Annotated in this window: 22 protein-coding genes; 10 read left to right on the top strand and 12 right to left on the bottom strand. The window is 37.1% G+C overall.

Features of this window, described 5'->3' with window-relative positions:
• From ACFIJL_RS01600 to rpsF, 5 genes are all read right to left on the bottom strand, one after another.
• On the bottom strand, positions 1 to 1,491 hold the full coding sequence (locus tag ACFIJL_RS01600; protein WP_375622198.1) for a replicative DNA helicase: 1,491 nt from the start codon (positions 1,489 to 1,491) through the stop codon (positions 1 to 3).
• 573 nt (positions 1,492 to 2,064) lie between these two features.
• Positions 2,065 to 2,661, bottom strand: coding sequence for a 50S ribosomal protein L9 (gene rplI, locus ACFIJL_RS01595; protein WP_375622197.1), 597 nt, complete (start codon positions 2,659 to 2,661; stop codon positions 2,065 to 2,067).
• Between the two features lie 25 nt (positions 2,662 to 2,686).
• On the bottom strand, positions 2,687 to 3,667 hold the full coding sequence (locus ACFIJL_RS01590) for a hypothetical protein (RefSeq protein ID WP_375622196.1): 981 nt from the start codon (positions 3,665 to 3,667) through the stop codon (positions 2,687 to 2,689).
• Between the two features lie 151 nt (positions 3,668 to 3,818).
• Positions 3,819 to 4,067: a 30S ribosomal protein S18 gene (gene rpsR / locus ACFIJL_RS01585; protein ID WP_012754957.1), complete on the bottom strand. Its 249-nt coding sequence runs from the start codon at positions 4,065 to 4,067 to the stop codon at positions 3,819 to 3,821.
• The gene (gene rpsF, locus ACFIJL_RS01580) at positions 4,067 to 4,474 is read right to left on the bottom strand and encodes a 30S ribosomal protein S6 (protein ID WP_273791078.1); all 408 of its coding nucleotides are present in this window, start codon (positions 4,472 to 4,474) and stop codon (positions 4,067 to 4,069) included. The genes rpsR and rpsF overlap by 1 nt, the downstream gene beginning before the upstream one ends.
• A 344-nt stretch (positions 4,475 to 4,818) precedes the next feature.
• Between rpsF and ACFIJL_RS01575 the strand changes: the two genes are divergently transcribed.
• The 7 genes from ACFIJL_RS01575 to gmk all read left to right on the top strand — a co-directional run bounded on the left by ACFIJL_RS01575 (position 4,819) and on the right by gmk (position 11,241).
• A complete protein-coding gene (locus tag ACFIJL_RS01575) occupies positions 4,819 to 5,406 on the top strand; it encodes an undecaprenyl-diphosphatase (protein WP_375622195.1) in 588 nt (195 codons plus the stop codon).
• 77 nt (positions 5,407 to 5,483) lie between these two features.
• The gene (gene fabD, locus ACFIJL_RS01570; RefSeq protein WP_375622194.1) at positions 5,484 to 6,428 is read left to right on the top strand and encodes an ACP S-malonyltransferase; all 945 of its coding nucleotides are present in this window, start codon (positions 5,484 to 5,486) and stop codon (positions 6,426 to 6,428) included.
• An 18-nt stretch (positions 6,429 to 6,446) separates the two neighbouring features.
• The gene (gene fabG, locus ACFIJL_RS01565; protein WP_375622193.1) at positions 6,447 to 7,184 is read left to right on the top strand and encodes a 3-oxoacyl-[acyl-carrier-protein] reductase; all 738 of its coding nucleotides are present in this window, start codon (positions 6,447 to 6,449) and stop codon (positions 7,182 to 7,184) included.
• Between the two features lie 273 nt (positions 7,185 to 7,457).
• Positions 7,458 to 7,694: an acyl carrier protein gene (locus ACFIJL_RS01560; RefSeq protein ID WP_004860281.1), complete on the top strand. Its 237-nt coding sequence runs from the start codon at positions 7,458 to 7,460 to the stop codon at positions 7,692 to 7,694.
• 101 nt (positions 7,695 to 7,795) lie between these two features.
• Complete coding sequence (fabF, locus tag ACFIJL_RS01555; protein WP_375622331.1) at positions 7,796 to 9,058, top strand: beta-ketoacyl-ACP synthase II; 1,263 nt, start codon at positions 7,796 to 7,798, stop codon at positions 9,056 to 9,058.
• A gap of 97 nt (positions 9,059 to 9,155) precedes the next feature.
• Complete coding sequence (gene mltG, locus ACFIJL_RS01550) at positions 9,156 to 10,265, top strand: endolytic transglycosylase MltG (protein ID WP_375622192.1); 1,110 nt, start codon at positions 9,156 to 9,158, stop codon at positions 10,263 to 10,265.
• A 298-nt stretch (positions 10,266 to 10,563) separates the two neighbouring features.
• Entirely contained in the window at positions 10,564 to 11,241 is a 678-nt protein-coding gene (gmk, locus tag ACFIJL_RS01545; protein ID WP_375622191.1) for a guanylate kinase, read from the top strand.
• Positions 11,242 to 11,270: 29 nt separating this feature from the next.
• Here gmk and rsmA read toward each other — a convergent pair whose 3' ends face one another.
• The 6 genes from rsmA to lptF form a co-directional block, all read right to left on the bottom strand.
• Positions 11,271 to 12,101, bottom strand: coding sequence for a 16S rRNA (adenine(1518)-N(6)/adenine(1519)-N(6))-dimethyltransferase RsmA (gene rsmA / locus ACFIJL_RS01540; RefSeq protein WP_375622190.1), 831 nt, complete (start codon positions 12,099 to 12,101; stop codon positions 11,271 to 11,273).
• Positions 12,092 to 13,105 (bottom strand): 4-hydroxythreonine-4-phosphate dehydrogenase PdxA, encoded by a 1,014-nt coding sequence (gene pdxA / locus ACFIJL_RS01535; protein WP_375622189.1) that lies wholly within the window; start codon positions 13,103 to 13,105, stop codon positions 12,092 to 12,094. Before pdxA ends, rsmA begins: the two co-directional genes overlap by 10 nt.
• A complete protein-coding gene (locus ACFIJL_RS01530) occupies positions 13,105 to 14,061 on the bottom strand; it encodes a SurA N-terminal domain-containing protein (protein WP_375622188.1) in 957 nt (318 codons plus the stop codon). Before ACFIJL_RS01530 ends, pdxA begins: the two co-directional genes overlap by 1 nt.
• A gap of 109 nt (positions 14,062 to 14,170) precedes the next feature.
• On the bottom strand, positions 14,171 to 16,531 hold the full coding sequence (locus ACFIJL_RS01525; RefSeq protein ID WP_375622187.1) for an LPS-assembly protein LptD: 2,361 nt from the start codon (positions 16,529 to 16,531) through the stop codon (positions 14,171 to 14,173).
• Positions 16,532 to 17,623: an LPS export ABC transporter permease LptG gene (lptG, locus tag ACFIJL_RS01520; protein WP_375622186.1), complete on the bottom strand. Its 1,092-nt coding sequence runs from the start codon at positions 17,621 to 17,623 to the stop codon at positions 16,532 to 16,534.
• Complete coding sequence (lptF, locus tag ACFIJL_RS01515) at positions 17,620 to 18,810, bottom strand: LPS export ABC transporter permease LptF (RefSeq protein ID WP_375622185.1); 1,191 nt, start codon at positions 18,808 to 18,810, stop codon at positions 17,620 to 17,622. Before lptF ends, lptG begins: the two co-directional genes overlap by 4 nt.
• A gap of 403 nt (positions 18,811 to 19,213) precedes the next feature.
• Between lptF and ACFIJL_RS01510 the strand changes: the two genes are divergently transcribed.
• Genes ACFIJL_RS01510 through ACFIJL_RS01500 form a run of 3 tightly spaced genes read left to right on the top strand, consistent with a single transcriptional unit; the run spans position 19,214 to position 20,092 of the window.
• Complete coding sequence (locus ACFIJL_RS01510) at positions 19,214 to 19,660, top strand: DNA polymerase III subunit chi (RefSeq protein ID WP_375622184.1); 447 nt, start codon at positions 19,214 to 19,216, stop codon at positions 19,658 to 19,660.
• Positions 19,660 to 19,839, top strand: coding sequence for a hypothetical protein (locus ACFIJL_RS01505; protein ID WP_375622183.1), 180 nt, complete (start codon positions 19,660 to 19,662; stop codon positions 19,837 to 19,839). Before ACFIJL_RS01510 ends, ACFIJL_RS01505 begins: the two co-directional genes overlap by 1 nt.
• Positions 19,829 to 20,092, top strand: coding sequence for a hypothetical protein (locus ACFIJL_RS01500; protein ID WP_375622330.1), 264 nt, complete (start codon positions 19,829 to 19,831; stop codon positions 20,090 to 20,092). The genes ACFIJL_RS01505 and ACFIJL_RS01500 overlap by 11 nt, the downstream gene beginning before the upstream one ends.
• On the opposite strand, the gene ACFIJL_RS01495 is transcribed toward ACFIJL_RS01500, so the two are convergent.
• Positions 20,089 to 21,378: an MFS transporter gene (locus ACFIJL_RS01495; RefSeq protein WP_375622182.1), complete on the bottom strand. Its 1,290-nt coding sequence runs from the start codon at positions 21,376 to 21,378 to the stop codon at positions 20,089 to 20,091. The two genes, ACFIJL_RS01500 and ACFIJL_RS01495, sit on opposite strands and share 4 nt — an antisense overlap.
• Positions 21,379 to 21,913 lie beyond the last annotated feature (535 nt).

Raw genomic sequence — 21,913 nt, 5'->3', positions numbered from 1 at the left:
TTAGCCAATTTGCTCTGGAAGATAATTGCTATCAGCCAAATCACTAAAGCGTGTGAAGTCAGATTGAAAGGCAAGAGATACGATTCCTGTTGGTCCATGACGTTGTTTCGCAACAATAACATCAGCTTTTCCCATAATTTTATCCATTTCATCTTGCCATTTTTGATGTTCCAAAGTGCCTAGTTTTGGTTCTTCATTTTTGAGATAATATTCTTCGCGATAGACAAACAGAACGATGTCTGCATCTTGCTCAATTGAACCAGATTCACGTAAATCAGAGAGTTGTGGACGTTTATCTGTTCTATTTTCTACTTGACGAGAAAGTTGAGAGAGAGCGATAATAGGAATATTCAATTCTTTTGCTAATGCTTTTAATCCTGTGGTAATTTCTGTGATCTCTTGAACACGATTTTCTGATGAACGCTTTGAACTGCTTGTCATGAGTTGGATATAGTCAATAAACAAGATATCTAAACCATGTTGCCGCTTGAGACGCCGCGCACGAGCAGCTAATTGCGTAATTGATATTCCCCCAGTTTGATCAATATAAAGTGGTGCCTTTTGTAGTTGGTTCACCGCACGAATAATTTTTGAAAATTGTTCATCTGAAATATTACCACGCCGAATATCAGAAGAAGAGACTTCTGTTTGTTCAGAAATAATACGGGTTGCAAGCTGTTCGGATGACATCTCAAGTGAGAAGAATCCCACAACGCCACCTTCATTTTCTTGGATATTGGCATTATGATTATAAGCATTAGCAATATTAAAGGCAATATTGGTAGCCAGTGAGGTTTTACCCATACCAGGGCGGCCCGCAAGGATAATTAAGTCAGATGCTTGTAATCCTCCCATTTTTTCATCAAGTGTTTTAATATGGGTGGCTATCCCTGATAATTGTGAAGAGCGTTTTTTCGCAGCACTTGCCATATCGATAGCTTTTTTGATAGCCTCATTAAAATTTTCAAATCCACCTCCATATTTTCCTTTTTCTGCTAGCTCAAATAACTGATTTTCAACAGTTTCAATTTGTTGGGCAGGCGTAAGCTCTACAGGAGCATCAAAGGCTGTATTGACAACTTGAGTCCCAAGGTTAATCAAAGACCTGCGGATAAAAAGATCATAAATGACGCGTCCATAATCTTCAGCGTTAATAATAGTGACTGCCTCTGTGGCTAAGCGAACAACATATTGGTATACAGTAATATCTCCAATTTTTTCTTCCATTTGGATATGGGGCTTGATTGTAACAGGATCTACACGTTTTCCTGTTTTAATGAGGTGAGATAAAACATGATAAATTTTTTGATGCAATGGTTCAAAAAAATGTTCTGGTTTTAGAAAATCTGAAACGCGATCAAGAGAATCATTATTGATAAAGATGGCACCAAGCAATGCTTGTTCAGCTTCAATATTATACGGAAGTTGCCGAAAAGAAGGAGAATCTTCTTTTTTTGAGGAGCTGACATTAACAATGTTAGTTTCTTCCATAATATTTTTCCACTAAAATTTCAAGTCTAGCTATTTTAGGCGATAAATTGAAAGCCGTATATTAAAAAGAATAGAGCTACAAATCTTCATTTTAAGTTAAAATCATATAATTTTTAAAACACCCTTTGAGTATCTCATTTATCATGAGTGCATGAGTGATATCTATTTCTTATGTTTTAATTTATAATATATGATCCTTTAAGTAGCGGTTTTAACACTCTAAATTTAAGTATTTTGAAGTTACTTAACCTTAAAATTCCAATATCTGTGTAAGTAGAATTATTTCAGATCATGTGAGGATATAATCAACTTATTGCTCATACAAATCTTAACCTTAAGGGTAGAACTTTAAATTATTTTTGCTTTATATGCTGGAAAACAAAAGATATTTCTTCTTAGTGATATTATCATTATCGGCATGTAATGCCTTTAAATAATATATTTCTAATTCTTTCATAAAAATTAGGTTTTTTATGTACGATAGCCATAAAATACTCACTTTTAAAGTGTGAGTATTTTATGAGCAATATTTAAAATAGAATAAAAAATATAAAACAGAAAGAAAAATAGCAATTAAGCTTCTTGATGAGAACTGTTTATATCGTTGTCATTAATTTCTTCTGCCAATAATTCTTCCTGACTTTCTTCTAATAATTCTTCTTGAATATTATATATTTCTCTAGCGGAAGTAAAAGTTTCACCTTCTGCTTGGCGTTGTGCTTCACTGCTAGAACGCGCAACGTTAATAATCACAGAAATTTGAACCTCTGGATGTAAGCTAAGAGTGATAGTGTGAAGACCGATCATTTTTATTGGATGGTTAAGTTCGATTTGATTTCTCCCAATAGAAAAGCCTTCATCTGTTATGATTTCAGCAATATCACGTGTTGACACAGAACCATAAAGTTGTCCCGTTTCACCAGCAGAACGAACAACAATGAATGATTGACCATCAAGTTTTTCAGCAATTTTTTGTGCTTCGCTTTTGCGTTCAAGATTACGTGCTTCAAGTTGAGCACGTTGTATCTCAAAATGTTTTTTATTAGCTTCATTTGCACGTAAAGCTTTACCTTGAGGCAAGAGAAAATTACGTGCATAACCATTTTTAACTGAGACAATATCACCCATCTGACCAAGACGAGGAATGCGCTCAAGCAGAATAATATCCATAGTTTTTCCTTTCGAACAAATAAATTTAGTGAAGTTTTTTGTGTGATTGAAAGTTATATTGAATAGCAGCCCAAATTCCCATCAAAAGCATCATAAAAACAATAGGTGGAGTAAAAACGATTGTTAAAATAGCAATATAAACAAGAGAAAGTATAATAATCCGCCCGTTTATCCCTTTTGTAATATTGTGAAGATATGCTAGACCACTAATTAATATGATGACAGTGTATGCAGTACTAAAGACACGGGTACTCAAGTTAAGAGAAGCGCTCAGCTCAACCATCGATGCTATGCAAACAATAATAAAAATAATAATTCCAGAAATTGGAAGGCGGAGAGTTTGGCTCCAATCATCACGGGGTCTTTTCAGCCATTTCATATGTTGTGCTGCTATCATGGAAAAGTAAAGGTTACCAATGAGAAAAACCAAACTATAAATAGTCAAAGAAATAGCAGTGAAAGTTGCTGTATGCGTCATTAAAAGCTCACTAAAAGCGCGTATATCGGCTTCTTTTATTGACTGTGATTGTTGCAGAGTTTGTGCTATGTTTTCGCTGATTTTTTTTGCAATGATGGGTGTGGAAGGACGGGTTTGAACATAGAGTCCAATGAAAGTTGCTATAAGAGCGATAAAATTAGTTAAATGAAAAATAACCGATGATAATGGGTACCATATCAGTTCGTTTTCTTTTTGCGCTGGTCGTGCAAGCCCAAGAAGCCAAGAAGCATAGACAGCAGGAAGGAAAAAAAAGAACATAAAGCCAAGAGCAATATAGGTATTAGTGGTTATGATAAGAACAACAGTGGCACTTATGAGGGCGATGAGACTGGCTAATGTTCCTTGACCGAACGCAACAATAAAAATTGGCAATGAAAGAAAGCAGCCAAGAAGAAGAGAAAAAAAGGGCGCGATATTTGCAACATTGATAATTGCCATTCCTATAACAACAGCAAATAATCCTGCCAAAATACCAGTTAATATCTCATAAGTACGATCTTTTTTCATTTATTGCTGTCCTGCTTTCTGCAGTTAGAGGCGTGTCAATACCCCAACTTTGATATTTAATAGCTTAACATAGGATACAACAAGCTATTTTTAAACCATATAAGAAAAGCAACTGGAGAAACTCTCCAGTTGCTAGAGCGTATTAGATTGTTTACTTTATAACGTACGGCAGTAAGCCTAAAAAGCGAGCACGTTTGATAGCATTAGCTAATTCACGCTGTTTTTTCTGACTAACAGCAGTAATCCGTGAAGGAACAATTTTCCCACGTTCGGAAATATAACGTTGTAACAACTTGATGTCTTTATAATCAATTTTGGGAGCATTGGTCCCTGAAAAAGGACATGTTTTACGACGACGATGAAAGGGGCGACGTGCAGAGTTTTGATTAGTATCAGTCATCATTCTACCTCTTCTATAGCATTTTCACGTTGACGACGTGGAAAACGAGGACGCTCTTCATCGTGTCCAATGTGACTATTGCGATCAAGGTGTGAGAGCATAGCAGATTTTTCTTTTTCGTGTTTTTCTACGCGAATGGTCATATAACGCAAAATATCCTCATTGATGCGCATCTGACGCTCCACTTCAGCAATTGCTGAAGCTGGTGCATCAATATTGACCAAGACATAATAAGCTTTACGGTTTTTACGAATACGGTAAGCAAGAGGACGAAGTCCCCAATTTTCTATACGCCCAACTTTTCCACCATGCGCTTCAATGACACCTTTGTAGAGACTCAAAAGTTCATCAACTTGCTGCGGTGCGATGTCTTGTCGGGCAAGGAACATATGTTCATAAAGAGCCATTGTTTTGCCTTTCTTCAATTAAATTTCACCGGTTTTAGCGCAAAGCCTCTGCGACTTGTCTTTTTTGGAAATCCAAAGAAGAAAGGACGCGTTTACAATTCGAGACATCTCAGAGCGGAGACACGGGAGGCCGGAAACATTGTATTTCCTACTGATTTTACAGCCCTCCGTTCAACCTCCGGCTAAAGTGCCGGCAACGAACACTTCATATCTACAAGTTATCTTTTAAAATAGCAAGTTTACGTACATAAAAAAATTGATTTATTAAATCTTGATATATTTTCAATATATTCTCTCTTCTACAAAGAGATGGTGCTGTACACTATAAGAATAAGGAGAGAAAAATGGGCTTTTTAAACCAGATTGATGTTACACTCTTTGAAATGTTTGTCGGCAATCATCAATCTTGGTCGATTTTAGTTTTGTTTAGTATTTTTTGTGCAAAGTTTTTAATTTATATTATTCCTCTCCATCTTTGTGCGTTGTGGTTTTGTGGTGGGGAGAGGGAGCGATGTGTCGTGCTAAGCATTTGCATGAGCATTTGTGCATCTCTTTTCATAGGTTATCTCATTTCTCTTTTTTATTTCCATCCTCGCCCATTTGTGGTAGGGTTGACGACACCGCTTATTCAACATCGTGCAACAGCTTCTTTTCCTAGTAATCATGCCTTGACCATTGCATCTTATGCAGCTAATTTTTATTTTTACCGATACAAAGTTGCTTTTAGATTTGCCGTAGTATTTTTATGCTTAATCTGTTGGGCGCGCATCTTTGTGGGTGTACATTATCCCTTTGATATTTTAGCAGGGGCAATTTTAGGAAGTCTCATAAGTTTGGGTGTTATTCAGTTTATAGCACCTTATTTTCCTAAGTTTTTATATCAAATTCCGCCTTTAAAATATAATTTTAAGTGTGGTATTCGTTTTAAATAAAGGGCTTTATCTTGATTTGTGCGGATGAATAAGGTCAAAAGAAAATAATTTAATTGTACAGTTTTAGGAGTTGATAAATGGGTGCAGCTTTTATTTTTCCAGGGCAGGGGAGTCAACTTGTTGGTATGGGAAAGGCGCTTACAGAGCAATTTATTGCCGCACGGATGGTTTTCGAGGAAGTTGATGATGCTTTGGGTGAGAAATTATCAAAGATTATTTTTGAAGGACCAGCAGATGTTTTAACGTTAACAGCAAATGCACAGCCGGCATTAATGGCTGTATCTATGGCTGTCATTCGTGTGATGAAACAATTAGGGCTTCGTATAGAAGACAAGGTAAGATTTGTTGCTGGTCATTCTTTAGGCGAATATTCGGCTCTTTGTGCTGCTGATACATTTACTCTCACAGATACGGCAAGGCTTTTGCGTACTCGTGGCAATGCTATGCAGGCTGCTGTCGCGGTTGGAGAAGGTTCTATGGCTGCATTAATTGGTTTAGAAGAGCACATTGTGGAAGAAATTTGCAAAACTGTTTCTGGAGAAGGACTATGTCAGATTGCTAATGATAATGGTGGTGGGCAAATTGTTATTTCAGGTAAAGCAAAAGCAGTTGAGACAGCGGTAGAGATTGCATCAACAAAAGGTGCAAAACGTGCACTTCTTCTTCCAGTTTCTGCACCTTTTCATTCGTCTTTAATGCAGCCTGCTGCTGATGCCATGAAGAAAGCGCTTTTGACTGTTAATAAAATGGAACCTATTGTTCCTTTAATTGCCAATGTTTCTGTTACACCAGAAAAGGATCCAGAACGTATTGCTACTCTTCTTGTCCAACAAGTGACGGGGAGGGTGAGGTGGCGTGAAACAATAGAATGGATCGGGGCTAATGGGGTTGATACGCTTTTTGAAGTTGGTTCTGGAAAAGTATTAACAGGTTTAACGCGTCGTATTAACAAGGATATAAAAGGGATAACTATTGGAACAGTTGATGAAATAGAATCAGCGCTAGGTATGCTTGGCGTTTAATCTATAAGGAGTTTAAAAATGTTTAAATTAACAGGGCGTAAAGCTCTTATAACGGGGGCATCAGGAGGAATTGGTGAGGCAATTGCACGCTGCTTTCATGCACAAGGAGCCATTGTTGGACTTCATGGAACACGTGAAGAAAAGCTTAGAGAAGTGGCAGCAGAATTAGGGCAGAATGTTTTTGTATTTCCCGCTAATCTTTCTGAACGCCAATCGATTAGACAATTGGTTGAAGTTTCAGAAAGAGAAATGGATGGCGTCGATATTTTGGTTAACAATGCTGGAATCACTAAGGATGGTCTTTTTGTGCGTATGCAAGATAAAGATTGGGATGATGTTTTAGAAGTTAACCTAACAGCTGCTTCTCTTTTGACGCGTGAATTAATACATTCTATGATGCGCCGCCGTTATGGAAGGATTATTAACATTACATCTGTTGTTGGTGTTGTGGGAAATCCTGGACAAACGAATTATTGTGCTGCAAAAGCAGGATTGATAGGTTTTTCTAAAGCATTGGCACAAGAAATTGCTTCGCGAAATATCACGGTCAATTGTATTGCTCCAGGATTTATTAAATCTGCAATGACAGACAAGCTTAATGAAAAGCAAAAAGAAGCCATTATGGCTGCGATTCCAATGAAGCGTATGGGAAGTGGGCAAGAAATAGCCGCTGCTGCTGTTTATTTAGCAAGCGATGAAGCCGCCTATATGACAGGTCAAACACTCCATATCAATGGTGGAATGGCAATGATATGAGTATTTATTTTATTCCACATTGATTTATGAGTTGTATTATTTTAGATAGTAACGATTGAAATGGATAGATGCATCTATTTCTTTAACATGGTCGTTGATCAATTGATGTCGGAATGTCAGATTGGTTCATTTTTTGATACGCTTTGTAGGGGATATCCACAGGATGTTTTAAATCATTACTAAAATCTTTTAAAGTAATGCATCTATTGCTTGATTAGATGAACCGATATAGTAAACCAAATTATAGGAAAATATAAATTCGAGGATTTCAACATGAGTGATACAGTAGAGCGCGTTAAGAAAATTATCGTGGAACATCTTGGGGTTAATGCTGATAAAGTTGTAGAAAATGCAAGCTTTATCGATGATCTAGGGGCTGATAGCCTTGATACGGTTGAACTCGTTATGGCTTTTGAAGAAGAGTTTGGGGTAGAAATTCCAGATGAAGCTGCTGAAACGATTTTCACAGTTGGCGATGCAGTCAAGTTCATTGATAAAGCTTCTGCGTGATTACTAAAGGGCAAAGGCATGAATTGCTTTTGCCTATATTCTTCGGAGCTCTTTTGAAAAAAGAGCTTTGAGAGGTGAAGTTTAGTTCAAGGTTAGAAGTTATGAGACGTGTTGTTGTTACTGGTTTAGGGTTGGTATCTCCATTAGCTGGTAATACTGAATATAGTTGGAAACGACTTCTTGAAGGGAGAAGTGGTGTCCGACGTATCACAGAGTTTGATGTGTCAGATTTGCCATGCCAGATTGCTGCGCGTATCCCCTTAGGGGATGGAACAGAGGGGACTTATAATGCTGATTTGTATATGGAACCTAAAGAGCAACGTAAAGTTGATGCATTTATTGTTTATGCAATGGCTGCTGCTAACCAAGCGCTTGCAGATGCCGAATGGTTTCCTAAGAGTGATGAAGATCAGATTTGTACAGGTGTGTTAATTGGTTCGGGAATTGGGGGAGTTGAGGGCATTGTTGAAGCTGGTTATACGCTTCGTGATAAGGGGCCACGTCGTGTTTCTCCTTTTTTTATTCCAGGTCGTTTGATTAATCTTGCTTCTGGTTATGTGTCTATTCAATATGGTTTACGGGGGCCTAATCATTCTGTTGTAACGGCTTGTTCAACAGGGGCGCATGCGATTGGTGATGCGGCACGTTTGATTATGTTTGGTGATGCAGATGTCATGGTGGCAGGGGGGACGGAATCTCCAATAAATCGGATATCTCTTGCAGGTTTTGCAGCTTGTAGAGCTCTTTCTACTTGTCGCAATGATGATCCTGAACGGGCGTCCCGTCCTTATGATACTGATCGTGATGGTTTTGTGATGGGGGAAGGAGCGGCCGTTGTTGTTTTAGAAGAGCTGGAACATGCCAAAAAACGAGGAGCGCGTATTTATGCTGAGGTTATTGGCTATGGTTTATCTGGTGATGCTTACCACATTACAGCGCCTTCAGAAAGTGGTGAAGGGGCTCAGCGTAGTATGATAGCTGCTCTTAAGCGTGCACAAGTGAATGTGAGTGAACTTGATTATATTAATGCTCATGGTACATCTACGATGGCTGATTCCATAGAGCTAGCAGCTGTTGAGCGTGTTTTAGGGAGTTATGCACCACAAGTTTCTATGTCATCAACGAAATCATCTATTGGGCATTTACTTGGGGCAGCCGGTGCTGCTGAGGCTATTTTTTCTATTTTAGCTATACGGGATAATATAGCCCCAGCGACACTTAATCTTGACAATCCATCGATTGAAACGAAAATCGATCTTGTACCACACAAACCGCGTGAACGAAAGATTGATACGATTCTTTCTAATTCTTTTGGGTTTGGTGGAACAAATGCATCGTTGGTGATGCGACGTTTTAGAGGATAATAAGTATTTTTATTTAATTTCTGCTTTTGAGTTTTCTACTTTATTATTAAGGTGAATGAGAAATTATAATATTATCCTTAATCGCTATTGAGGGGTTATGTCCGATGTGAAGAATGGAAAACCATTAAAGGACGTAAGTGATTCCTCTTCGAATCATTTAGCAGATAGTTATGACATGTTAATACATAAAAAACGAAAGAAATCATCTATCGTCCGTAATCCGTTGGTCATTCTCGGTCATTTTTTTCTTATGCTGATTGTGATTATTCTTTTTGCCATAAGTATTCCTCTTTATATTGGAAAAAGTATTTTTGAAGAAAAGGGAAAGATTGAGGAAGAACAAATTGTTCTTATCCATCCTGGTACCGGAATTCGTGAAATTGCTTCATTGCTAGAAAAACGTGGTTTCATTCGATCATCAGATATTTTTGTTTATGGGGTTGGTTATCACCAAAAAACAACGCATCTGAAGGCTGGTGAATATTTAATTCCAGCTCATGCTTCGATGCAGGATATTATGGATATTCTTGTGAAAGGAAAATCTATAGAGTATACATTTACAGTACCTGAAGGTTTAACGGTTCAGCAAGTTTTCGATCGATTAGCTGCGAATGAAATTTTGATTGGAGACCTTCCAAAAATTTTGCCTCCAGAAGGCTGTTTAATGACGGATACTGTTCGTTTTATTCGGGGGACAACGCGTAAAGAGATTGTAAACAGATTGCGTGAAGGACAGACAAAATTAATTCATGCTATATGGGCTACGCGTTCACCCAATTTACCTATTAAATCAATTGATGAATTTGTTATATTAGCCTCAATTGTTGAGAAAGAAACGGGAATTGCAGCAGAAAGACCAATGGTTGCTGCGGTATTTTATAACCGCCTTACAAAGCATATGCGTCTTCAATCGGATCCAACAGTAATTTATGGTCTCTTCGGAGGAAAAGGAAAACCATCCGGTCGTGCAATTTATCGTTCAGATCTTGAGAAGGAAACACCCTATAATACTTATAAAATTAATGGTTTGCCCCCAACGGCTATCGCAAATCCAGGGCGAGATTCTTTGAAAGCGGTGGCACATCCACCAAGCAGTGATGCACTTTATTTTGTTGCTGATGGTTCAGGAGGACATGTTTTTTCTCGAACTTTAGAAGAACATAATATGAATGTTCGCAAGTGGCGAGAATTAAAGGCAAGACATTGAATTTATAATGATAATGCATCTTTTCCATTGTAAATGAGAATCCAAAATATAGTAAAATTTTTCTATTTAAACTTTTTATGAGAATGATAAAAAATCATTTTCTTGTCTGTCACAAGTGGGATTAGCGTATGGATAAAAATATTTAAGAAAGAAGTGAATATACTTCTAATACCTTATCTCAAAAAGGAGCAGAATAACATTGAGAATTGCTAAGAAAACACATTGATTAGGGGAGAGGTTGAGATAATGTATAATTCAAATTTTGAAGAAACATTTATGAATAAAGTAGAGTGATGTAATGACAGTCTTTGAAAGTAAATTGAGTGCTATAAAAATAAATCAACGCCGCGGTTTTTTATTTATTCTCTCTTCACCTTCAGGTGCTGGTAAATCAACAATTTCTCGATTACTTCTAAAAGATGGACAATTAGAGCTTTCTGTAAGTATGACCACAAGGAAAAGGCGTCCTAGTGAAGTAGATGGGCTGCATTATCACTTTATTTCAAAGGAAGAGTTTGAATATAAGCGTGATAGAGATGAATTTATTGAATGGGCAGAAGTTCACGGGAATTATTATGGCACTTTACGTGAAACTGTTGAAAAGGCATTGAATACCGGCCGTGATATGCTATTTGATATCGATTATCAAGGTACCGAGCAGTTGCAAAAAAAGATGCTAGGAGACACTGTATCTGTGTTTATCCTTCCACCATCAATGAAAGAGCTTATTTCGCGTTTACATCGTCGAGCAGAAGATAGTCAAGATATCATCAATTTACGATTGGAAAATGCACGAACGGAGTTAAAGCATTGGCGTTCTTATGATTATGTTGTGATTAACGAAGATTTAGATCAGTCTTTATCTTTTATTAAATCAATTTATTTAGCTGAAACCGCAAAACGCGAGCGCTGTTCTTATCTTAGCTCTTTTGTTGATGGGCTTATTGCTGAAAAAATCAATACATGTTTTGATTAAAAAAGGTTGCATAACAAAAAATGCATTTTTTAGAGCACTAGATGCGCTAAAGTTACAAATTCGGAAACCGAGAGTGTTTCAGCACGGCGCGTTCCATCAATTCCAGCTTTTTCTAACAGCACTTCACCTCCAAGTGTTTTGAGATTTTGACGAAGCATTTTTCGTCTTTGCCCAAAGGCGGTTTTTGTGACGAGACTTAGTTTTTGTGCAGAGCAGGAAAGAGGTTGTGTTCGCGGAATAATATGAACAACGGAAGACGTTACTTTAGGTATTGGTATGAAGGCTTGAGGGGGCACATCAAAAGCAATTTTAGCAGCGGTACGCCAGCCAGTTAAGACACTAAGACGTCCATAGTGAGCAGATTGAGGTTTAGCTGTAATCCGTTTGGCAACTTCACGTTGAAACATCAATGTCATTGATTCATAAAAAGGAGGCCATGGTTCAGTCAAAAGCCAATTTAGTAAGAGTTGTGTCCCAATATTATAAGGAAGATTTGCAATAATGCGAGGCTTTTCTGGGCTTGTTTCAAAGAGTTTTGAGAAGTCTTGCTTCAGTGCATCATTACAAATAATTTTTAATTTTTGAGGATAATGTTTTTCTATTTCTAAAAGAGCCGGTATGCAGCGCTCATCGCGTTCTATTGCTGTTACAATGGCACCCTTTGCTAGCAAGGCACGTGTGAGACCTCCAGGACCAGGACCAATTTCAAGAACAGGTTTTCCTTCTATATTGCCTGCTTGATGAGCAATTTTAGATGTTAAATTAAGATCAAAAAGAAAATTCTGCCCCAAGGATTTATGCGCTTGTAATCCATATATATCAATGACCTCACGCAGAGGGGGGAGATTATCTATTGGCATGGGTTTAAACTATTTTTTGCAAGTTGATTTGCAAGTTTAAGAGCAGCAATAAAGCTTTCAGGAGAGGCTATCCCTTTATCAGCAATGTCAAAAGCAGTTCCGTGATCTGGAGATGTGCGAATAAAAGGTAGACCTAATGTGACATTAACAGTGCTATCAAAGTCTAATGTCTTAACAGGGATAAGGGCTTGATCATGATACATACAAATGGCAGCGTCATATGCCTTTCTTGCGCATTCATGGAACATTGTGTCGGCAGGCAGCGGGCCTGTAATATTGAGTCCTTTCTTTTTAAGATATTCAATAGCAGGAGTGATAACTTCAATATCTTCTTTTCCCATTGCACCTCCTTCTCCAGCATGAGGATTAAGACCAGCAACAGCTAGTCGGGGTGACGTTATTTTAAAACGTGTTTTTAAGTCACATTCAGTAATAAGTACCGTTTGAATAATTAAATCACGGGTAAGCTGCGAAGGAACATTTTTAAATGGAATATGAACAGTTATTGGTACTGTTTTTAATCGGGGTCCTGCTAACATCATAACGGGATGATAACATTTATGAAAAGCTTTATGGGCTAAATCGGCTAAAAATTCTGTATGACCTGGAAATTGAAAACCGGCATCATAAAGATTCTTTTTTGCAATAGGACAAGTGATAAGTGCACATGCATGGCCCCTTTGAATCAATTGAACACAGCGTTTAATTGCTTCAATAATTCCAGCAGCATTATTCGATGAAGGTATACCTAATTTATCACTTTGTTTGTTTTTTAACGGGATGATAGGAAGAGCATTTTGAAAATTTTTTGCAGGATTATTGATTAAAACAGATTGCACCTCAACATCAATCTGTAAAAAACGAGCGCGCGAACGAATAACATCTGGATCAGCAAGAAGTACAAAAGGTGGAATTTGGCGCGTAACACGCAAATTCCACGTTTTTAGTACTATTTCAGGACCAATTCCGGCAGGATCACCACCGCTAACAATAAGAGCAGCCATTATGAATTTTGAATGCGTGCCCCTCGCCGCAGTTCTCCTAAATATTTGTCGCTTAATTCTTCAAGTTTTTGCGGGCTTCTTTTTTTACTATCTTGAAGAGAAAATATCAGTCGAGCGACATAATCATCAGAAACTCTTTTTATTTTGCAGACAGCAATTGCTTCGATTCCATCAGATGTTTCTTGTAATTTTGTCATTTTTCCAGCAGGCGTTTCAAGAATAGCTTGTTCCCATGCATTAGGAAGTTGTGGCTCCAGAAACTTTCCTAAGTGGCGGATAGTAACGTCTAAAATACCTCTTGCTTGATTGTGAGCATTGGCACATCCACGGAAATGTGCGCGAAAATTACTTGCTTCTCTTTGACGTTTTTCGAAGATCTCTGAACGACGATGTGCAGGAATGACAAAAACAATTCGCTGTAATGTATATTCGTTTGTTGAAGGTTTGACACCACCATTTTTTAATATTCTGCGTACAGCTTCTTGTTCGCTAATCATACCTGTTTCAGCTTGATAGCGTGCGCTAACAAGACGCCCCCATCCTATTTGTCCACGGATGTAATCTTTGAAGTGTTGCACAGTGATCTCAGTTTGGATCAGAATCTGGTTGAGCTGATCAATCGTCATATTATTTTGTGTCGCAAAATTCTCAAAAGCTCTATCAACTTCATCATTGCTTACTTCAATATTAAGACGTTTTATTTCAATATTTTTTAGCTTTTCGTCAATCAGCTCTTTTTTAGCCTGTGCCACCAAATTGCCTTGCTTTTGTTGTAGCCTGAGAAAAGCAAGGCGTCTTTGTATATCATAATTTGTGATGGGGTTTCCATTAACTGTAACAACAATAGAAGTCTGCGCAAAGACTGCCGGAATCAAAAATCCATTTATGAGCAGGCTGCTTACGCTCAAAGACGCAATATAAAATAAAGCAAGAAAACGCTTTTTTAATTTATTCATGTAAATAGGCTTTCGCATTGTTTATTAATTCTCATCAACAACTTAAAATACACGCTTTCTTTCATAAAAACAATGATAAGTTAAATGACTGATACATTCCCTTTATAAATTAATCTATCTTTTTTCCTATATCTGCAATTGTACGCAATGAAAGAGAAAAATTAAAGTTTTGCAAGGGTGCTTTCCTACCTGGATTCGTTACCTGTTGATAACCGAATGTTAGCCCGAAACATTCATCTGTATAATTCAAGCTAATTCCTCGCTTTATAAATGTACCAGATACTAAATCATAACCGGCGTTGCTATTAATAGACCAATAATCTGCTAATTTAAGTCCTGTTTGAAAAGAAATTTCTTGGCGCTCTTGAGAATATTCATAATCTGGTTGCTTTGCGATATAGGCATATTGTAGAGCCGCCCAAAAATTTTGCCATTTTTGTGATGCTTCGATTTCACTACGGCGGATTTTTCCTGTTTTTTTGTCAAAGCGTCCACGCGTTTCTAAGGAAAAACCACTTTTATGGGTTGCACCAAACAGTGCAACATAGTCTGAACGTTTTTCCTCTAAGCCAGAATGGATACCTACATTAACAAAGTCTTTTTCTGCAAAAGAATTTTTTCCTGCCAGATGAAAGGATTGTCCAATGAGACCATAAAGAGACCAATTGTCATTAAAGCTTCCAGAATATCTTAAACCTATATTGGCTCTTGTGCCGCCTTCTACACGATCATAACCAGAAAATTTATCCCGTTGAAAGAGAGTGGTTGCATCAAATACAAAGCTTTGAGCATCTTCATTAGGAATTTGTCCGATATATTGTTCATTATTGCGTATGAAAATTTGTGCGGTTGGTTCTATGATATGTGTAGAATGATCAGCTGTAATGAGAAAGGGATAGCGTAGTTCCAGCCCTGCTGTTGCCATGCCACGAATTGCTGAACCACGAACTTCTGATAACACATTGTTTTCTATAGAATCTGTGTGATTTTCGCTTGCATTAGTTGTAATGATATCAGCTCGTAGAGAGAGAAGAGGGGTTAAGATGAGTCCGTTGTGCGTGTTGAAGCGCTTTTTCCACTGAAGCTCGTTTGTTAAACGCAAACTATTTCCAGCCATACCAGAAAGTCTTACTATGTTGAGAGGGTTTCCGTTCTGGTCGGGTGAACTGAAGTCAGCATGGCGACGATAAACTGATTGCATATTACTATGGAAGGTGAGCTCTCCATTATAAATGGGTTCATCTGGTGTGAAAAAATAATCGATGTGTGGTAAGACCCACGCTTGCCGAGAGTGACGTTCATAATGAGGATCATTCAATATTGAATCTTGAACTTTAAAATGATAAAAACGCATATCAAAATAATTTTTTCCTGCAAGACCATTCAGATAGACCTGAGAAAGTTGTGTAGGATTGTTATAGTTTTCAATTTTATAGGCACGACTAAAATGCCGATCTGATTGTGCAAGAATATCCCATCCATAAGTCCAGTGTGAATTAATACGAAAATCCCCCTTTGTTGCCAGCATATAGCGGTTTTTATGTTGGGCATCAATCGTATCATTATCAAATCTATGCGGTTTCATTTGATATATATGAGCAAAGCGAATGTTATAACGTCCTGTTTTTAAACGCTGACGCCATTCCCCTTCGGTTAAAAGCCCTTGTTGGGTATAAATGGTGGAAGAAAGGGTAAAATCATAATGGGGGGCGAGATTCCAGAAATAAGAATTCTTTATCCCCATACCGAGATAATCAGTATAAAAAAAATGAGGAGTAAGCAGACCGCTAGCACGCTTGACAGTTGGATCATAGATCTCAAAATTTGGAAATTTTATAATCGGTACACCAAAAACTTCAAAACTGCTATTTTCAAACCGAATTTTTTTGATGCTATTATTCCATATGATCTTTCTTGCTTTAATTTTCCATAGGACGTCTCGATCTGGTTTATAAGAGCAAGGTTCACAGGCTGTATAGGTTGCATTTTCAAAGACTGTTATGTGGTTGTGTTTGCGTGTAGCATTTTGGGCTGAAAAGTGAACATTGTTGGCTGTATCAATACGTAAGGCGTTTACAAAACCCTCGCCAAGATCTTTGGTCATATCAATTTGGTTGGAATAAATTTTATTACCATCCTTTTGAGTAATTTCAACGTTCCCTTGTGCTATAAGCCGTCCTGTTTTTTGATTGTAAATAATTTTTTGAGCGACAACTTTATTGCCATCATATTCGATTTGAACATTACCGTGTGCAGAAACAGTGTTTTCATCACGATTGTAGATGAGTTCATCCGCAGAGAGCAAAAGAGGAGGTTCCGGATTTTGAATGCGACTTTGAGAAGGAGATAGAAGGCTTTGAGCGTGCGCACAATAAGACAAAGCACCTCCTAACATAACCCCCATAACACTTTTAAAAGCGAGAGCACTTAATTTTGTTAAAATAGTTTTTTTAAGTGTTAATGCTTTCACTTAGCCATCCTCTTTATGAAGTAAAAAAGAGATTCCTAAGAATAACGCAATAACAACGGGTGTCCAAGCTGCAATAATTGGTGGAATATATCCAGCATTACCAAAAGCTTGAACAAGTACGGAAATAACATAAAGCATAAACCCAGCTATTACGCCACCAAGAATCAACATTCTAGATTGCCCAAAACGTGTAAAATTTAAAGATACAGTTGCTGCAATGAGGGTCATTGCCACAAGCAATGCCGGTAATGCAATCAAAGATTGGAAATACATATCAAAATTATGAGCAGAATAGCCAAATGAACGTGCAATCATAATTTTTTTTGGCAATTGGTAAAATGGAATAGTTGCGGGATTCACTAAACGTTCCGTTAAAAATTCAGGTTTTAGATTGGTTTTTATTTGCAACACGGTAAATTTTTCAGGAGGATGCCCTATTTTATAGATTGTTCCATTTGTTAATAGCCAAAATCCATTAGTCAAGGTTGCTTTTGGGGCGTTAATCCAATTTTTGACGGTTGCATTGTCATTGTATTGTACAAAGGTTGCATCGAGAAGAGAAAGTCCTTGATCGGTGATAGATTTGGCACCAATGGTTGTTCTGCCTAAATTTGTACGTTGTGTTAACCAGTGGATACTTGTATTGTGAAGAGGTGTTAGTACATTGTGATTGCGCCATTCAGTCATCTTTTTTTCTGCTTGAGAAAATCCCCATGCAGCAAGTGGATTAATGAGAAGAATTGAAAATAATCCCAAAAGAAAAGCTCCAAAACAAGCTGGCATAAGAAATTGCCATGCAGAAACACCGATTGAACGCGTCACCACAAGTTCAAGTTTTTTGTTGAGCGAGATAAGTGTAGCCATTGCAGAAAAGAGTGCAATGAAAGGGATAAGTTGTTGCATGATAAAAGGGATGCGTAAAACAGAGAGGAAAAATGCATCTTTTGCTGTATAATGCGGAAGGGAAGATAGCCTACCGGAATTCTCTGTGAAATCGATTAAAAGAGCAAGAATAAAAATGCTTCCCCAGAAATAACAAGTTATTTTAAGATAACGTGTAAAAAAATATCGTCCAAGTGTCCACCCAATCATGATATTTTATCCGAGGAATCTTGAGATTTTCGATGTTCAAATTTGTTTATTATTTTTTGAAAAGCGATTTGAAGTATCTCATTAACTTTTGTGGGAAGCCCAATTTTATGATTCGTTAAAAGCATAAAAAAGACAAATGCACTTGTTCCTATGGGTATAATATAAAGGAGAGGAACGTATGCAAGATCGCTTTTTGCTTTTTCTGCGAAAAAATATCCTATCCAATACACTAGAAAAGAAAGGGCAATTGCCGAGACATTTGCGGAATGACGAGCTTGTCGATGGGAGCGTACATCCCCTGCCGCTGCTAATGCAATAAGTGAAAAAACAATAGGGTAGAGCCATTGTGTTAATCTGCGGTGAAATTCAGCTTTATATTGGAGTGGTTTTCGTTGATAGTAGGGATCTTGTGGATCAGGGTTTTGTAAATAAGAAAGAGACCGATCTTTTGGATAAAGAGTAGGTGTTTTATCACTGGGGATAAACTCCCCTAGGCTAAAGGTGTATGAGCTAAATTGAACGATTGAAACGCTGTTATTTTGATGGTTAACTCTTTCTATTTCACCGTTATTGAGAACCAGAAAACTGCCATTTTTATTGCTCACAATGGATGCGTCTGTTGCATAATAAAAAAGATCAGTCGTAGGATCACGTTGGTCGGCAATGAAAAGGCGTTCAAGTGTTCCATTTGGATTTCGTTCTCCAATTTCTATGTAAAGGTTATTGGCAAGTTTTTGAAAGCTCCCTTCACTAATGAATAGATTAATAAGATCAAAATGAGCACTTGCTAGCATTTGTCGCATATGAAGACGCGCTTGAGGAACAACAAAATTAGCTATAGAAAAGGAGATACAGGATGCAACAATAGCAAGAAGAAGGATAGGTTTCCAAACAGTACTTTTAGGAAAACCAGAGGCATTGATGACAGCAAGTTCTGAGTCTTGATGCATTGCTGAGAGGATAGTTGTAACTGCGATCACTAATGCAAATGGAATGACAAGAAAAATAACAGAAGGGACCAATGAGAGTGAAAATTGTAAGACTGTGAGGAGTGTTTGTTTACTTGTTGTGAGAAAGTTTATCCGTGCAAGAATTTGTATAGTCCAACTAACGCCCACTGCTGCAATCATGACAGAACTAAACAAAACAAGGACACGTTTCAGGATGTAGAACTCAATAATACGCATAAATTGGGAAAAATCCTCAGTCTTTAATTCGATAGCAAATATTTACTGCTTTCGGTTAAAATGTAATAAAGTTCGAAAAAATATCCTTTCATGAATTGGATATTTTTACCAAATAAATAATATAAAATTTTCTATGAGGTCCTCTTTAAATTTTCCGTACATTATATTTTATTTTCAACTATAGTCTACAAAGAATCTAGAAGAATTTAGAAAATAACTTAAAAAACTTTTTTATTAACGTTGAAAATAAAAATTTTTGTCTTTTAAAGACATGTGCGAAAAAAGAATGCAGCTTAACCAAAAGAGATTTATATCTTGAACCGTTTCCTTTGTATTAGGGATATAGAAGGTTTTTAAAAAAAGATGTTAGCTTTTTTATAAAAAGTGATGAGGGCTTAAGAGGTTGGATATTTTATTCTATCATTTGACGCAGTCAACGCTGAAAGATATTTTGCCGACGCTTGTGGAGCGTGCAGTGGCTCATTTTGGTAAAGTAACAATACAATGTGTGAGTAAAGAGCAACGCGATTCTATAGATATACATTTATGGGTTTATGCTGATGAATCATTTATTGGACATGGAACTGAGTGTGATCAATATTCAAACTTTCAGCCTGTATTTCTTACGACAGGACAAGAAAATCCAAATAATTCAAAGATTCGTTTTCTCATAGAGGGAGCTGTTTGTTCGGACATTGATGCTTATCAACGGCTTGTCGTGATATTTGATGGTAGAAGTGAAGAGCAGTTGAATCTCGTTCGTGCACAGTGGAAGAAATATAAAATGGAAAATCATAATTTAACGTATTGGCAACAGACTGAAGATCGTCGCTGGGAAAAACAGGTTTAATGCGTCTCGTATCTGTTATTCTGATTTTTATAGGATTGGTGGGAATAGTAAATCCAGCACTTTTTATTGCGGAAGGATCAGGGGGAGGGCGTTGGGTTTTTATTGTGATTTTTCTTTTAGGCATGCTAAAGATATGGACTATAATTAAAAAAATGAAACGCCATGATGATGATTATTGATCGAATTTTGCTTGTTTTATGGGCTGTGATGTTGGCCTTCTTTTGCGTTTCGTGGTTGGGGACAACGCATATCTTATCAAAAATGTTTGCTGTTGCTTATATCAGTAATATTGCAGATTTTTTATTTTTCTTTTTGAGTGCATTGTTTGCGGGAATATTGTGGTGGAAAATACCTCAACCCCTATCTTTAAAAACAAAACTGGCAGCATTCTTGCCGCCAGTCCTTATTTTATTCTTCGTTATTATATTTTAGTTGGATATTTCATCATCTGTAAATCCGACGAAGCAAATCAGTGAAATAAAAGAAGCAAGAAGCAAATAATAACCGATATAAGATGTATCGAAATGTTGCACCAGATATTCTGCAATATAAGGCGCGAGAGAAGCTCCTATGATAGCAGATAAATTGAAAGTGATAGAAGAACCGGTATATCGAATTGCTGTTGGGTATGGTGAAGCCAAAACAGCACCAAGAGGACTGTATATCATTCCCATGAGAGACAAACCGATGACAGACATTGCAAGAACTCCTATAACTCCAGAATTTAAGAAATAAGGAATTGCGAAAGAATAAATACCGGTGATGATCGTAATCCAAATCATCAAAGTTCTACGTCTAATACGGTCAGCGAGTTTTCCAGTGATGACAGTAAAAATCCCACAAAAAATAGCACCGACAATTTCGATTTGAAGAGCTTGATGAAATGGCAATTGCAGATGGTTTGTTGAATAGCTTAACAAATATGTAGTAACCAAGTAAAACAAAACAAAAGTTGCCATACCAGAGAATATTCCAAGAAATAGGATTCGTGGACATTTTAAAAAGACATCTATGATAGGAACTTTGACATGTTCTTTACTTTCAAGAGTTTTTTTGAATTGAACAGTTTCATTAATTGAAAGACGGACCCATAACCCTATAATCATAAAAACAACTGAAGCAATAAAAGGAATACGCCATCCCCAAGCTAAAAGTTCCGCACGATCAAGGAAATGCAACAGAGCTAAATAAACAGCAATAGATAAAAACAAACCTATTGAAACGCCTAATTGGGGGAACATCGCATACCAGCCGCGCTTTTCTGGAGGGGCATTTTCTGTTGCGAGCAAAACAGCGCCTCCCCATTCTCCTCCTAATCCCATTCCCTGTCCAATACGGCACAAGGTTAAGAGGAAAGGGGCAAACCACCCTGCTATTTCATAAGTAGGAAGAAAACCAATAATGACTGTTGAAAGACCCATTGTGAGAAGAGAAGCAATAAGTGTTGCTTTTCTTCCAATTTTATCCCCAAAATGTCCAAAAACAACTGATCCAAAAGGGCGGGCAAAAAAGGCTGCTCCAAATATTAGGAAAGATTGTAAAATGGCAGTCTGATCATTTTGTGTTGGAAAAAACACATGAGGAAATATAAGAGCTGCGGCAGTGCCAAAGACATAGAAATCGAAGAATTCAATTGTTGGTCCAATAAGGCTTGCAAATAAAATTCGACGAGGGGAGTTTCTGTTGCTTGTAGCTTTCATTTCTGAGTTTATAGACATGAATAGAATGTCCCTTTCAGTATATGACAAATCAAATAACGAGTTAACTGACTATAACTATAGAAATTTCAAATCAGTGTCGAGTCAATATTATGACACTTCGTTATATATTAGAACAATGATTATGGACTGATGAGTATGAATAAGTGTTCTATATATTATCCAAAATGAATAAAATAAAGACGCTGCTTTAAATGCTGTAGAAGATGGCAATAGGTGGCTATAAACGCAGCTCTCATTCACATTGCTGTTTCCTTTAAAGTTTAATGCCATTTTTATCTATTAAGGGATCAATCTTATTCGTAGATCAGTGTTTAGTGTTTCAAAATATTAAAAAATTTTTCATGCATGTAATTATAACACTTTTAAAGCGTATCTAAAGAAAATTAAATCTTTTAGTTGTGCATACATTTTAAAACACAAGGTGTATATTTCGTCTATCAGAGCTTAATCCATCGAATGATTTGCTATCTTAAAAGACATGAGGTTGAGCAATTACGTTGTGTTGTTTTGGTCTATGCACTTTTTTTCTAAA

The organism is Bartonella sp. TT119HLJHH, from assembly GCF_042193385.1.
GTDB lineage: Bacteria > Pseudomonadota > Alphaproteobacteria > Rhizobiales > Rhizobiaceae > Bartonella.
The sequence above is the reverse complement of the archived record's forward strand: the minus strand, read 5'-3'. Positions and strand labels throughout refer to the sequence as shown.